This window comes from Sphingomonas bacterium, assembly GCF_028289855.1.
GTDB lineage: Bacteria > Pseudomonadota > Alphaproteobacteria > Sphingomonadales > Sphingomonadaceae > Sphingomonas.
In genome coordinates this window covers 1-13,600 of sequence record NZ_JAQGKZ010000035.1, presented here as the reverse complement: position 1 = coordinate 13,600, position 13,600 = coordinate 1, and the positions used below count along the sequence as shown (strand labels likewise).

The window sequence follows — 13,600 nt, the reverse complement described above, 5'->3', positions numbered from 1 at the left end:
AGCTTGGCGGCAAGTCGCCGGTGATCATCGGCAAGGGCGCCAATATCGCTCAGGCAACCGAGCGCGTCGCGATCGGCAAGATGATGAACGCCGGCCAGATCTGCCTCGCGCCCGATTACATGCTGGTGCCCGACGATCAGGAACAGGCGGTGGTCGACGGCCTCAAGGCGGCGGTGTCGACAATGTATCCGACCCTGCTGGCCAACCCCGATTACACCTCGATCATCAACGACCGGCATCACCAGCGGCTGCAGGACTGGCTGGAGGATGCGCGCGCCAAGGGCGCGACGATCGAGACGGTCAATCCGGCGAACGAGGATTTCGGCAGCAGCAACACGCGCAAAATGCCGCTGCATATCGTCCGCGACGCAACCGATGACATGACCGTCATGCAGGAGGAAATCTTCGGCCCGATCCTGCCGGTGCGCCGCTACGCAGCGGTCGACGACGCCATTGCCGAGGTCAACCGCCGCGACCGCCCGCTTGGCCTCTATTATTTCGGCGACAACGACGCCGAGCGCCGCCGCGTCCTCGACCGCACAATCTCGGGCGGGGTGACGCTCAACGACGTGATCTTCCACATCACCAACGAGGAACTGCCGTTCGGCGGCGTCGGCCAGTCGGGGATGGGCGCGTATCACGGCGCGGACGGCTTCAAGACGTTCAGCCACGCCAAGGCGGTGTACCGCCAGCCGCGGATCAACGTCGCGAAGCTCGCGGGGATCATGCCGCCTTACGGGAAGGCGACGGTGGCGAGCGCGAAGCGGCAGATGAAGTGAAACACATCTTGTTCGTGTGCAGTCAGAACAGGCTGCGTAGTCCAACCGCCGAACAGATATTTTCGACCAGGACCGATTTTGCGGTGTCGTCGGCGGGTACCAATCATGATGCCGAAAATCCGGTCACGGATGAACTCATTCAATGGGCCGATCTGATTTTCGTGATGGAGCGTCATCACCGTAGCAAGCTGCAAAAGCGGTTTCGCTCGGCCATCAAGGATAAGTGCATCGTCTGTCTCGAAATTCCCGACGACTATGAGTTCATGGACCCGGGATTGGTTCGATTGCTGCAGACGAAGATGGTGCGACATCTACCCCCCGCACCGATGGCGTAAATCGCCTATTTAGGATCGGTCCGCAGGTGTAACGACCTCCCCATGCAACCAACCAGCAAGTGCAACAATTTCGCCTGCCGCCTGACGGTGGAGGGCGACGTCGCCACATGTCCCAAGTGCGGGACGCGGATGCGAACGCCGTCGACGGTGCGCAAGCTCGGCTGGTTTTCGCTCGTGCTCGGCGTGTTCCTCGTCGGGATGATGGGGATCGTCACCTGGAACACCGCCTGGATCATGACCCATCCGGGCGACGAGATCGGCGGGAGCAGCTTTACCGGCGACGCCGGGCAGGGGCGGATGATCCTGACCTTGTTCGGCGCGGTGATCGTGTTCGGACTGGGGACGGTGGCGAGCGGAATCTATCAGATCCGCACCGGCCAGCGCAGCAAGTGGATCATGATCGCGACGCTGGCGATGGCGGCGGCGCTGGGCGTGGTCGCCTGGATGACGATGCAGTCGCTCAAATAGGCGGCGATTTCGGGGAGCGGCCCGATCAGCGCCAGCGCGCGCCCGGCCGCTTCACATAGTGCCGCCAGACATAGCTCCACGGAATGACCAGCGGCACGACCGCGCCCAGCGCGATGCTGAAGAAATCGTCGGCGAAGGTCGGCGGAAACTGGCCGGCCGACCATTGCGGCAGGCCATACGCGATCATCCAGATCGCTTTCCACGCAAACTCGAACATCAGCAGCGGAAGCATCGTCAGCGGGTAGCGAAGTCCGAGAAATGCGAGCAGCCAGACCGCGCCGAGCAAGCTCGCGATGACCCCGCGGTCGATCAGCCGGTGGCTCAGGATATCGGGCACGATCATCGCGCCGAGCCCGACGACCAGCACGAGGTACATCGCGCGCAGAACGTAGACCCGGAGAAGCGAAACCTCACCGTCTGTGGTGTCTTCGGCAGGCGGAAAAACGGATGCGGCAATCGTGGCCATGGCAATCTCCTCAGGCGGCGCGCGACTGTTCGGCCGCGTCGGTATCGGGTTGGAATTCGAGCAGGTCGCCGGGCTGGCAGCTGAGCGCCGCGCAGATCGCCTCGAGCGTCGAAAAACGGATCGCGCGCGCCTTGCCGGTCTTGAGGATCGACAAATTGGCCAGCGTGATGTCGACCCGCTCGGCGAGCTCGGTCAGGGTCATCCGGCGATCGTGGAGCATGTCGTCGAGCTTGACCGCGATGGCCATGTCACACCGTCCCTGCGAGGTCGTCGCGCATCGCCGTGCCGTCGGCGAACACCTGCGCGAGGATGAAAGCGAGCAACACGGCGAGCCAGCCGCTGGTCGAAAAGCCGGCGTCGAGGTGCACCGGGTTGGCAGGCGACGAAATAGCCTTGCCGATCGCGGCGATGACGATGCTGAGAAGCTGGAGCGCGAGCAGCACCCAGGCGATCGCGCGGAGCCGGATGGCGTTCGCCGCGACGAACGGATCGCCCCGGCTGACCGTCGCGACGATCGCTCGCAGCCGCGTGAGGACGATGTTGTTGAGTGGTACCGCCACCACGCCCAGCGCGGCGATTGCCCGCAGCCCCACGATCATCGCGGGGATGCCCGAGGAGGGCGTGATGCCGAGCGCGGCGAAGGTCCATCGCTCGGCGACGACGGTCGCGATCAGTAGGGTCAGGATTGCGGCGCCGAATACCCAATTCAAGACGACCAGGATCTGTAAAGTGATCCTGGCAATGGGCAGCGCGGGGGAGGGTGTCATTGGCCGTCTCCAAATCAATAGTATCGATAAACAATATGCTATTTATCGAATAACGGCAAGTTTTTTCGCTCTATGCGGGCCGCCGGCTAATTCGCAAGCCGCGCAACGACCCGGATTGCTCTCTGCCCGACTTCCTTTTAGGCAGCCAAGTCGTTGAAGTAGACGGGGGATTGAATGTTCAGGTGGGTATCAGCGCTGATGCTGGGGTTGCTGATCGCGGCGCCGGCGCAGGCCGAGTGGCGTAAGGCACAGACCGACCATTTCATCCTGACGATCGACGATACCGAGGACGGCGCGCGCGATTTCGCGGTCCGGCTGGAACGGTTCGATGCGGCGCTGCGCAAGCTGTACGGCGTGGCGGACAAACCCAGGGAGGACGTCCGCCCGATCACGATCTATGCCTTCAAGAACGACTTGTTCAACGCCACCTGCCGGTGCGCCGGGGCGCTCGCTTATTACCGGCCGCGCGCCGATGGCTCGTTCATCCTGACGCAGTATCTGCCCGAGATCGATCGCAAGGCGAAGCTCGGCGGGTGGAGTTCGCAGTCGCTGCTGCTCCACGAATATACCCATCATTTCACCTTCTCGAATTTCCCGATCGCCTATCCTTTGTGGTTCCAGGAAGGCTTCGCCGAATTCAACGCCAACAGCAGCTTCGAAGCCGATGGCTCGGTCATCATCGGTTATCCCGCCAATTATCGCGCCGAGGGGCTGCAGAACGGCGGTGACTCGATGTCGATGAAGCAGCTGCTGGCGCCCGAGCAGTTTGGCTATGACGACGGCGACATGCTCTATGGCCGGGGCTGGCTGCTGACCCATTATTTGATACTTAATCCGGCGCGTAGCGGCCAGCTCAGCGCCTATCTGACGGCGATGAACAGCGGCGTTCCCAGTCTGGAAGCCGGGAAAAAGGCGTTCGGCGACCTGAAAAAGCTCGACGGGGAGCTCGACGCGTACCGCAAGCGAACGCTATTCGCGCCGCTGCGCGTCCCGCCGAGCGGGCCGATCAAGGTGACCGTAACGACGATGAGCCGCGGCGAGGCCGCGATCCTTCCGACATACGCGCTGATGCTCGACGGCGTCGACAAGAGCCTGCGGTTGGGCGTCGCGATGACGGCGGAGGGGGTCGCGAAACGCTATCCCGACGACGCGGCCGTGCAGGTCGAGCTGGCCGAGATCGAGTATATTGCAGCCCGTTACGACAAGGCGGATGCGGCGGCCGACCGCGCGTTGGCGATCGACCCGAAGAATGCCTCGGCGCTGATGCGCAAGGGCCAAGTCGCGGTGACTCGCGCGCGCCTCGCAAAGACGACGGATACTACGGTCTGGGCCGCCGCTCGCGCCTGGTATCTGCAGGCGAACCGCATCGACTCCAACCAGGTAATGCCGCTGTACCTCTATTATGCCAGTTTCGTCGCAGCGAAGGAGAAGCCGACGCCGGGGGCGATCAAGGCGCTGCAGCGGTCGAACGTGCTCGCCCCGGAAAGTACCGGGATCGCGCTGGCGCTGGCGCGACAGATGGTGCTCGACGGCGACCTGCCGCTCGCGCGCAAGCTGCTCGCCGCGGTAGCGTTCGCGCCGCACGCGCCGCGCGACAAGAACGTGCCGCTTGCGGTCCTCAAGCTCGTCGATACCGGCAAGATCGATGAGGCGAAGGCGATGCTGAACGACGACAAGAACAAGAGCGATGAGGACTGATCGCTAAGGCAATTCCGCCTTCGGGAAGCCCGACCACACCTCGTCATAATCCTCGTCGAGCGCGCTCGTTTGCAGCGCGTAGTCGGTGCAGTGGAACACCCAGCGGCTTTCGATCATGAACGCCATCGTCCCATCGATCCTGTGCGGCTTGAGCTCGGCCTCGCTCGCGCCCTTCCAGCTGGTAACGTCGGGCCCGTGGCCGCTCATCTGGTTGTGCAAGGACATCGCCCCGGGGCGGAAGCCGTCGGCCTTGGCGTCGTACGCGCCATAGAGCAGCCCCATACACTCGCTCATCGTGTTGCGGTGGAACCAGGGCGGGCGGAACGTGTCCTCGGCGACCATCCAGCGCGGCGGGAAGATCACGAAGTCGGCGTTGGCGGTGCCGGGTACGTCGCTGGGCGAGGTCAGCACGGTGAAGATAGATGGGTCGGGATGGTCGAAGCTGATGCTGCCGATCGTGTTGAAGCGCGTCAGGTCGTAGCGGTACGGCGCGTAATTGCCGTGCCACGCGACGACGTCGAGCGGGCTGCGGCCGAGGTTGGTCGTCCACAGCGAGCCTTCGAATTTCTGGACTAGCTCGTAGTCGCCCTCGACATCCTCGAACCAGGCGACCGGGCTCTCGAAATCGCGCGGGTTGGCGAGGCCGTTCGAGCCGATCGGGCCGAGATCGGGCAAGCGGAAGGGCTGGCCGTGGTTCTCCGCGACATAGCCGCGCGCCGGGCCGTCGGGGAGGGTGGCGCGAAAGCGCACGCCGCGCGGGATGACGGCGACCTGCCCGGGGCCAATATCGATCCTGCCGAGTTCGGTGAGCAGAGTGAGCGCGCCCCGTTCGGGGAGGATCAGCAACTCGCCGTCGGCGCTGGCGAAGACGCGGTTCTGCATGTCCTTCGCCGCCGAATAAACGTGCATCGCGACCCCGGCCTGCGTGCGCGGGCCGTCGCCGGCGACCACCATCGTCGTCAGGCTGTCGAGCCAGTCGGCTGGCGGCGCATCGGTCAGCGGCTGCCAGCGGAGGCGGTTGGGGGCGAGGGGCTTGTCGGACAGCCCTGGCGCGAAACGCTTTGCTCCGTCGTAACGGGTGAAGGCGGGGTGCGCGGCGCTGGGGCGCAAGCGGTACATCCACGTGCGGCGGTTCTCGCTACGCGGCGCGGTGAACGCGGTGCCGCTGAGTTGCTCGGTATAGAGGCCGAACGGCGGCTTCTGCGGCGAATTGCGGCCGACGGGGAGGGCACCCGCGACGGCCTCCGTGGCGAAATGGTTGCCGAAGCCGGTCATGTAGTCACTACCGTCATGCTGAACTTGTTTCAGCATCCACTTCTCCAATCATGCAGGTGCCGTTTGGGGCACGATGGATCCTGAAACAAGTTCAGGATGACGGCAGTATTTTCGGCGATCGCGACCTTACGCCTCAACCCCTGGGACAACCCCACGACGAATCTGGTCCAGCTCGATCGACTCGAACAACGCCTTAAAATTCCCCTCGCCGAACCCGTCGTTACCCTTCCTCTGAATGATTTCGAAGAAGATCGGCCCGACCATGTTCTCGGTGAAGATCTGCAGCAGCAGCCCGCCGCCCGTCTCCGGCGCGCCGTCGATCAGGATGTCGCGCTTGCGCATTTCCTCGACGTCGTGGTTGTGCCCGGGCAGGCGCTTGTCGATCAGGTCGAAATAGGTCTGCGGCGTCGTCTGGAATCGGATGCCGTTGGCGCGGAGCTGGTCCACTGTCGAGAAGATATCGTCGGTCGCCAGCGCGAGGTGCTGGATGCCTTCGCCCTTATAATCCTTGATGAACTCCTCGATCTGCGAATGCTCGTCCTGGCTTTCGTTCAAGGGAATGCGGATCTTGTCGTCGGGCGCGGTCATCGCCTTCGAAAACAGCCCGGTCGCCTGGCCCTCGATGTCGAAATAACGGATTTGGCGGAAGTTGAAGAGGCGCTCGTAATAATTCGCCCAATAATCCATCCGCCCGCGCTGGAGGTTGTGGGTCAGGTGGTCGAGCGTGTGGAGGCCGACGCTGTGGTCGTCCACGCCCTTGCCGGTGGGCGTGAAATCGGTCTCGTAAATCTTCGACTGCTTGTCGACGAGGTACAGGTTCGCCCCACCGATCCCCTCAATCGCCGGAATGTCGAGCTCGCCCGGGCCATGCTCGCCCTTGACCGCGACCGCCCCCTTGTCGACTACCATCTTTACCGCGGCTTCGCCATCGGCGACGCGGAACGCCATCGCATTGGCGCTCGGCCCGTGCGCGTTGCGGAACCCCGCGACCTGCCCGGCATCGTCCATGTTGAGCAGGAAGTTGATGTCGCCCTGCGCGTAGCGGCGCACGTTCTTCGACTTGTGCGTGCCGACATGGGTGAAGCCCATTTTTTCGAACAGGTTCGCCATCGCCTCGGGATCGGGTGAGGTGAACTCGACGAATTCGAAGCCGTCGAGGCCCATGGGATTGTCTGTCGGGTCGGTCATGATCGTGCTCCACAGCGGCAAACTGGTTTCAAATGAAACTATATGCTGTTTTAGGACAAACGTCAAAGCAACAACGGCCGTCATCCTGAACTTGTTTCAGGATCCATCGCGCTACAAGTGCGGACGGACTTGTGGAGGAGTGGATGCTGAAACAAGTTCAGCATGACGGATGTAGACGGGGACGCTAGCGTCACCACGTGACCCAACTCAAGCTCGACACCTTCCTGCCGTACCGCCTGTCGGTGGCGTCGAACCGAGTCTCGGCGGCTATCGCCACCGCGTACGACCGGCTGTTCGCGCTCAAGATTCCCGAGTGGCGACTGATCGCGGTTATTGCGGAAGGCCAGGCGATCACGCAGCAGGCGGTCGGTGTGGCGACGCGGATGGACAAGGTGACGGTGAGCCGCGCGGCGCAGGCGTTGGCCGAGCGCGGGCTGATCGCGCGTCAGCCCAATATGGGCGACAAGCGCTCGCACCTGTTGACGCTGACCGCGACCGGGCGCGCGCTATACGACCAGGTCGCGCCCAAGGCGCTGGAGATGGAGGCGGCGATCTTCGAACAGCTCGATCCCGCCGAGCGCCGCATGCTGTCGGCGATGTTGGAGCGGATCGAAGCGGCGGCGGCGGCGGTCGTGCCCGAAGGCGACGGGCCGCGCTGAGTGAACCCTTTGCGGATCGGGGCGTTGGCAGCGGCAAAAGGGGGCGATACGCTACGCCCTGACAAAGGGGCTGTCGTGTCGCGTATCGTTTCGCATTGCTGTTATGCCATAGCGGTCGGCGCGCTCGTGCCGGGCATGTTGCTCGCGCAACAGGTGCCGTCGGGGCAATCGACCGCCAAGCAGCAGGGCGTGCCCACGCCGATCCCGACCCCGACCAGCGACCCGGAGGGTGACAAGCCGATCGTCTCGGACAAGGATTTCAACGCCGCGCTGTCCAAGTTGTCCAACGACATCAACGCGCCGCTCGAACCGATCCCGCAGGACGCGCCGTTCACCCCGCAAACCGCCGACAAGGCACCGCCCAGCGTCACCGCGCCGCCCGCGCCGACGGTCGAGCCGGGAACGCTCCCGCCACCGCCCGAACCGCCCGCCGAACTCGCCCAGCCGCTGCCCCCGCTCGACAGCTACAACACTGCGCCGGTGATCGACGTCGCCGCCACCGGCGATGGCAAGAGCGCGCAGGTCCGCTACGACACCGTCGTCAACGGGCTCGACACGCTCGGCCTGGACGATGATTTCCGCACCTTCTCGTCGCTCAAAAAGGGCGGCGGCAAGGCCGCCAACATTCCCATGGTCACAGCCCGCGCGCGTGAGGACGAAGCGCTCGCTATCCGGCTGATGAAGAGCAAAGGCTATTACGATGCCAGCGCGGTGTCGGTGATCGAAACGATCCCCAACGATCCGACGCGCGTGCGCGCATTGGTCAATGCGGTGCCGGGCAACCTGTACAAGTTCGGCGCCGTCACCGTCGACTCGGGCCCGGTCGTGCCTGTCGACTTAATCACCGCCAACCTGCCACTGAAGACCGGCGACCCGATCGAGGCCGAGCGAGTCCATGGCGCCGAGGCCAATGTCAGCCTGACGCTCGGCCAGACCGGTTACCCGTTCGCACGGCTGGGGACGCGCGACATCCTGCTCGACGATGCCGCGTTCACCGGCGACTATACGCTCCCGGTCGATACCGGCCCGCGATCGCGCTTCGGCCAGATCACGACGACCGGCAAGCTGGCCTTCGGCGCCGATCACATCAATATCCTGCGCCGCTTCAAGCCCGGGCAGATCTACGACACGCGCGGGATCGACGATCTGCGCAAGGCGCTGGTCGCGACCGGGCTGTTCTCGACCGTCGCGGTCGAGCCGGTCGATACCGGCAAGGACAATCCCGACGGCACGCGGATCGTCGACATCGCGGTCACCCAGCGCGTCGGCAAGACGCGCTCGATCGCCGCGACCGCAGGCTATAGCACCGGCCAGGGCTTCCGCGCCGAGGCGACCTATACCGCGCGCAACGCCTTCCCGCCCGAGGGTGCGCTGATCGTCGGGCTGGTCGGCGGCACGCAGGAACAGGGCGGATCGGTGACGTTCCGCCGCTCGAACTGGCGCCAGCGCGACCGCACGCTGGCGTTCTCGCTAGCAGCGGGGCGGCAGGATTACGACGCGTTCAACGCCGTATCGACCTCGCTAGTCGGGCGCGTGTCGTACGATTCGACCCCGATCTGGCAGAAGAAGTTCACTTATTATTACGGCTTCGAGCTGACCGGCACCAACGAGGACGTGTACGATTTCGCCGCGCTCAAGCGGAAACGCGGAACCTATTTCATCGCCGCGCTGCCGGTGATGGCGGCGTTCGACACGTCGAACGACCTGCTCAACCCGACCAAGGGGTATCGCTTCAAGCTGTCGCTCAGCCCTGAGGCGTCGGTGCGCGGCGCGGCGCGGCCGTATCTTCGTGCCCTTGCGGAAGCGAGCACCTATTTCCCGGTGACCGATAGCCTGGTGCTCGCCGGTCGCGTTCGCGCCGGGTCGATCCTCGGCATCGCGCGCGACGACCTCGCGCCGTCGCGGCGCTATTACGGCGGCGGCGGCGGGTCGGTGCGCGGCTATGGCTACCAGCGGTTGGGACCGTTCGATCCCAATGGCGATCCGGTCGGCGGGCGCAGCCTGAACGAATTCTCGATCGAGGCGCGCTATCGCTTCGGCAATTTCGGCATCGTGCCGTTCATCGACGGCGGCAATTCATACGAATCGAGCATGCCGAAGTTCAACGACCTGCGGCTCGGCGCGGGGATCGGTGGGCGGTTCTACACCAATTTCGGGCCCGTCCGGATCGACGTCGCGACCCCGCTCAACGGGCGCAAGGGCGACAGCCGGATCGCGCTCTATATCTCGATCGGGCAAGCCTTTTGATGGCGGAGGTTGCCGTCCCCGACGACACACCCGAGACTGTAGTGGTCGTACGGCGCCCGCTCTGGCAGTCGGCGGCGCGGTGGGCGGCGATCGTGCTGCTCAGTATCGCGGCGCTGCTCGGCCTCGTCTATATCGGGCTCGACACCGCCCCCGGCCATCGCTTCATCGTGTCGCGGCTCGCCGCCTATACGACCGAAACCGGGCTCAACATCAGGGTCGGGCGGATCAAGGGGTCGATCTACGGCCGGATGGAATTGGTCGACCTGCGCGTCAGCGACACCAGGAACGTCTTCCTGACCGCGCCGTCGGCGGTGATCGACTGGCACCCGTTCCAATTCCTGTGGAACCACATCGATATCGATTCGATGGAGGCGCCGCTCGTCACGATGACGCGACCGGTGGTGCTGAAACCAGGCGACCCCAACGCGCCGATCCTGCCCGACATCGACGTGGATATCGACCGGTTGAAGGTCGATCGGCTGGTGCTGGCGAAAGCGGTGACCGGCGATGCGCATCTGGTCCGGCTCGACGGCGCCGCGCACATCGCGGAGGGCCGCGCGCAGTTGGTCGCCAACGCGGATGCGCTGCGCGGGCCGGGGATCGCCGGGGGCGACAAACTCCGCCTGACACTTGATGCGGTGCCGAAAGACAACCGGCTGGCGATCAAAGTCGCCCTCGAAGCGCCCGGCGATGGCGTCGTTGCGGGGTTGAGCGGGGTCAAGGCGCCGCTGTCGGTACGCGTCGACGGCAACGGCGACTGGAAGGCGTGGCGCGGCAAGGGGCTCGCGACGCTCGGCGGCCAGAGTCTCGCCGATCTCGATCTCTCCGCGGCCAACGGCACCTTCACGATCCATGGCCCGACGCATCCCGGGCTGTACATGGCCGGCCCGGTCGAGCGGCTGACCGCGGGCGGGATGATGGTCGACATCGTCTCGACGCTGGACAAGCGCAAGGCGACGACGCGGATGACGCTGACGTCGAGCGCATTGGCGGTGGGCGCGAGCGGGCTGCTCGATCTTGGCGAGAACAAGTTCGGCAATTTCGTCGTCGATGCGCGGCTGCTGACGCCGGGCGCGATCCTGCCCAATCTGGCCGGACGCGACGTGATGACTCACCTGACGCTCGACGGGCCATTCGCGACGCCGACGGTCGGCTACAGCATCAGCGCGGCGGCGCTGTCGTTCAACGGCACGGGGGTCGAGGGACTGACAGCGTCGGGCAAGGCGACGGTCGATGCCGATCATGTGCTGGTCCCGGTCAATGCGCGGGCACGACGCGTTACCGGGCTAAACGCGGCGGCGGGCGGCTTGCTGACCAACGTCAGCGCGATCGGAGACTTCGCGTATTCGAACGGCAAACTGCTGTCGGACAATCTGCGGATCAAGTCGGATCGGATCGACGCCACCGCGATCGTCGTCGCCGACTTGCCGAGCGGCCACTACACCGGCGCGCTCAAGGGCCGGGTCAACGATTACGTGATCGACGGCATCGGCATCGTCGATCTGACCACCGACGCCAAACTGGTCACGGTTCCGTCGGGCGGGTTCGGGATCAAAGGCCATGTCGTCGCGCGCACCAAGCGCATCTTCAACAGCGGCGCGCAGACCTTCCTGGGCGGCAACGCCCTGGTGTCGAGCGATGTGGGGTATGGCACCGACGGCCTGATCACCTTCACCAACGTCAAGCTCGCCGCGCCGCAGTTCACGCTTTATCGCGGTGCCGGACGCTACGCGCCGAACGGCCAGTTGCTGTTCGCCGGCGACGGCTATTCCAAGACCTACGGGCCGATCACCGCGCGTGTCACCGGAACCGCAACCGCGCCGGTGATCGTCATTCACGCCTCGCGTCCCGGCGTCGGCGTTGGCCTGTCCGGCCTCGAAGCGACGATCCGGGGCAAGGGCGATGGCTATACCGTGATCGCCAAGGGCGACACGACATACGGCGCGTTCGGCGCCAACGTCTTTATCAAGACCGGGCGCACGCTGACGATCCAGGTCAACCAGGGCACGACTTTCGCCGGGGTCAATCTGCTCGGCAATCTGCAACAGACCCCGGCGGGCCCATTCGCTGGAAAGCTGCAATTCGCCGGCTCGGGGGTCAACGGCGTCGCCAATCTGTCCGCCGAGGGCAAGGCGCAGCGCGCCGATTTCGATGCCCACGCCTATAACGCGCGCATCCCCGGAGCGGTCGATTTCACCATCGGCCGCGCGCTCGCGAACGGCACGGTCATCCTCTACGACAACGGGCCCCGCGTATTGGCCGACGTCCAGCTCGCGAACCTGCGCTACGGCGAGACCGTCCTGTCGGTCGCGCGCGCGAAGATCGATTACGCCAATCAGACCGGCACCGTGCAGGCGCTGGCCAACGGGTCGAGCGGTGTGCCGTTCACGATGGGGCTGAGCGCGCAGTTGCAACCCAAGCTCTGGCTCGTCGCATTGCAGGGCAAGGCCAACGGCATCGCCTTCCGCACCCCGCGCCCGGCGCGGATCGAGCCGCTCGATGGCGAGTACAAACTGCAACCGACCCAGATCGTGTTCGACAAGGGCAGCGCGCGGATAGCCGGCAGCTATGGCAAGGGCGTCAACCTTCAGGCGCGGCTCGACAATCTCGATCTCTCGGTCGCCAATGCGCTCGTCCCCGGGCTCAACATCGACGGCACCGCGACCGGCAGCTTCGATTACGCCCAGCCGAGCGGCGCGGCGGTGCCGAACATCGACACGCGGATGACGGTCACCGGTTTCACCCGGTCGAGCGCGGAGATCGTGTCGCAGCCGGTCGATGTGGTATTCCTCGGCCGCCTGACCGCCGCGGGCGGCGACGCGCGCGCGTTGATCAAGCGCGGGACGACCACGGTCGGGCGGCTGCAGGCCAACCTGGCGCCGCTGGGCGGTGGCGCGAGCTGGACCGACCGGCTGATGTCGGCACCGTTGTCGGGCGGCATCCGCTACAACGGGCCCGCCGGCGTGCTGTTCTCGCTGAGCGGCTTGCCCAATCAACAGGCAACGGGCGGCATCGCGGTCGCCGCCGATTTCGGCGGGCGGCTCGGCGCGCCGCAGCTCAACGGCATCGTCCGCGCGGACAATTTGACGTACGTCAACACGCTCTATGGTACCAAGCTGACCAACATGCAGCTGGCGGGGCGTTTCACTAACGACCGGCTGGAAATTACCACCCTCCACGCCACCGCGGGTAAGGGCACCGTCACCGCGCACGGCACGATCGGGCTGGCGGCGGACAGCGGGTTCCCGATCAATATCGAAGCGCAATTGCAGAACGCGACCTTGGCCGACAGTGATGCACTCGCGGGCAGCGCCACCGGCACGATCACCGTCACCAACGGCAAGAACGGCGGGCTGATCAAGGGCGATTTGCGCATCCCCACCGCGCGGTACGAGGTCGTCTATCAAGGCCAGGCAGAGGTTCCGGCGCTGGCCGGCGTGCGCCGCAAGTCGGACCTCGCGCGCCCGCACACGCCGCCTGCGCCGCCGAGCAATTTCAAGCTCGATCTGCGCATTCGCGCCGCGAACCAGTTATTCGTCAGCGGGATGGGGCTCGAATCCGAATGGTCGCTCAACATGCAGGTCGGTGGCACCTCCGCCGCACCGACCGTCTCCGGCAGCGCGGAGATCGTGCGCGGCACGTATGAATTCGCGGGCAAGCGGTTCGACATCAATCGCGGCAACGTGCGGTTTAGCGGCAACGCGCTGAGCGATCCCGA

The 13,600-nt window shown here is 65.1% G+C and carries 12 protein-coding genes; 7 read left to right on the top strand and 5 right to left on the bottom strand.

Annotated elements, in window-relative coordinates; genetic code table 11:
* The 3 genes from JWM94_RS03095 to JWM94_RS03085 all read left to right on the top strand — a co-directional run.
* Positions 1 to 779 (top strand): aldehyde dehydrogenase family protein (locus tag JWM94_RS03095; protein ID WP_299421546.1); only part of this gene is annotated, 779 nt, incomplete at its 5' end.
* Positions 776 to 1,114 carry a low molecular weight protein tyrosine phosphatase family protein gene (locus tag JWM94_RS03090; RefSeq protein WP_299421542.1) on the top strand — a complete coding sequence of 113 codons (339 nt, stop codon included), beginning with the start codon at positions 776 to 778 and terminating at the stop codon, positions 1,112 to 1,114. The genes JWM94_RS03095 and JWM94_RS03090, both read left to right, overlap by 4 nt.
* Before the next feature lie 42 nt (positions 1,115 to 1,156).
* The gene (locus JWM94_RS03085; RefSeq protein ID WP_299421539.1) at positions 1,157 to 1,582 is read left to right on the top strand and encodes a hypothetical protein; all 426 of its coding nucleotides are present in this window, start codon (positions 1,157 to 1,159) and stop codon (positions 1,580 to 1,582) included.
* Between the two features lie 25 nt (positions 1,583 to 1,607).
* Here the strand turns inward: JWM94_RS03085 and JWM94_RS03080 are convergent, their stop codons facing one another.
* The 3 genes from JWM94_RS03080 to JWM94_RS03070 are packed head-to-tail and all read right to left on the bottom strand — an operon-like array spanning position 1,608 to position 2,815.
* Positions 1,608 to 2,048: a hypothetical protein gene (locus JWM94_RS03080; protein ID WP_299421535.1), complete on the bottom strand. Its 441-nt coding sequence runs from the start codon at positions 2,046 to 2,048 to the stop codon at positions 1,608 to 1,610.
* A gap of 10 nt (positions 2,049 to 2,058) precedes the next feature.
* Positions 2,059 to 2,295 (bottom strand): helix-turn-helix transcriptional regulator, encoded by a 237-nt coding sequence (locus JWM94_RS03075; RefSeq protein ID WP_299421531.1) that lies wholly within the window; start codon positions 2,293 to 2,295, stop codon positions 2,059 to 2,061.
* Position 2,296: 1 nt separating this feature from the next.
* Complete coding sequence (locus JWM94_RS03070; RefSeq protein ID WP_299421528.1) at positions 2,297 to 2,815, bottom strand: DUF2975 domain-containing protein; 519 nt, start codon at positions 2,813 to 2,815, stop codon at positions 2,297 to 2,299.
* A 174-nt stretch (positions 2,816 to 2,989) separates the two neighbouring features.
* Here JWM94_RS03070 and JWM94_RS03065 point away from each other — a divergent pair, with 174 nt between their 5' ends.
* Complete coding sequence (locus JWM94_RS03065; protein ID WP_299421524.1) at positions 2,990 to 4,513, top strand: hypothetical protein; 1,524 nt, start codon at positions 2,990 to 2,992, stop codon at positions 4,511 to 4,513.
* Between the two features lie 3 nt (positions 4,514 to 4,516).
* On the opposite strand, the gene hmgA is transcribed toward JWM94_RS03065, so the two are convergent.
* Complete coding sequence (gene hmgA / locus JWM94_RS03060; protein WP_299421519.1) at positions 4,517 to 5,824, bottom strand: homogentisate 1,2-dioxygenase; 1,308 nt, start codon at positions 5,822 to 5,824, stop codon at positions 4,517 to 4,519.
* A 90-nt stretch (positions 5,825 to 5,914) separates the two neighbouring features.
* A complete protein-coding gene (hppD, locus tag JWM94_RS03055) occupies positions 5,915 to 6,976 on the bottom strand; it encodes a 4-hydroxyphenylpyruvate dioxygenase (protein WP_299421516.1) in 1,062 nt (353 codons plus the stop codon).
* Positions 6,977 to 7,173: 197 nt separating this feature from the next.
* Here hppD and JWM94_RS03050 point away from each other — a divergent pair, with 197 nt between their 5' ends.
* From JWM94_RS03050 to JWM94_RS03040, 3 genes are all read left to right on the top strand, one after another.
* Complete coding sequence (locus JWM94_RS03050; protein ID WP_299421513.1) at positions 7,174 to 7,635, top strand: MarR family winged helix-turn-helix transcriptional regulator; 462 nt, start codon at positions 7,174 to 7,176, stop codon at positions 7,633 to 7,635.
* Between the two features lie 75 nt (positions 7,636 to 7,710).
* On the top strand, positions 7,711 to 9,882 hold the full coding sequence (locus tag JWM94_RS03045; protein WP_299421509.1) for an autotransporter assembly complex family protein: 2,172 nt from the start codon (positions 7,711 to 7,713) through the stop codon (positions 9,880 to 9,882).
* On the top strand, positions 9,882 to 13,600 hold a 3,719-nt coding region (locus JWM94_RS03040), incomplete at its 3' end, for a translocation/assembly module TamB domain-containing protein (RefSeq protein WP_299421507.1). The genes JWM94_RS03045 and JWM94_RS03040, both read left to right, overlap by 1 nt.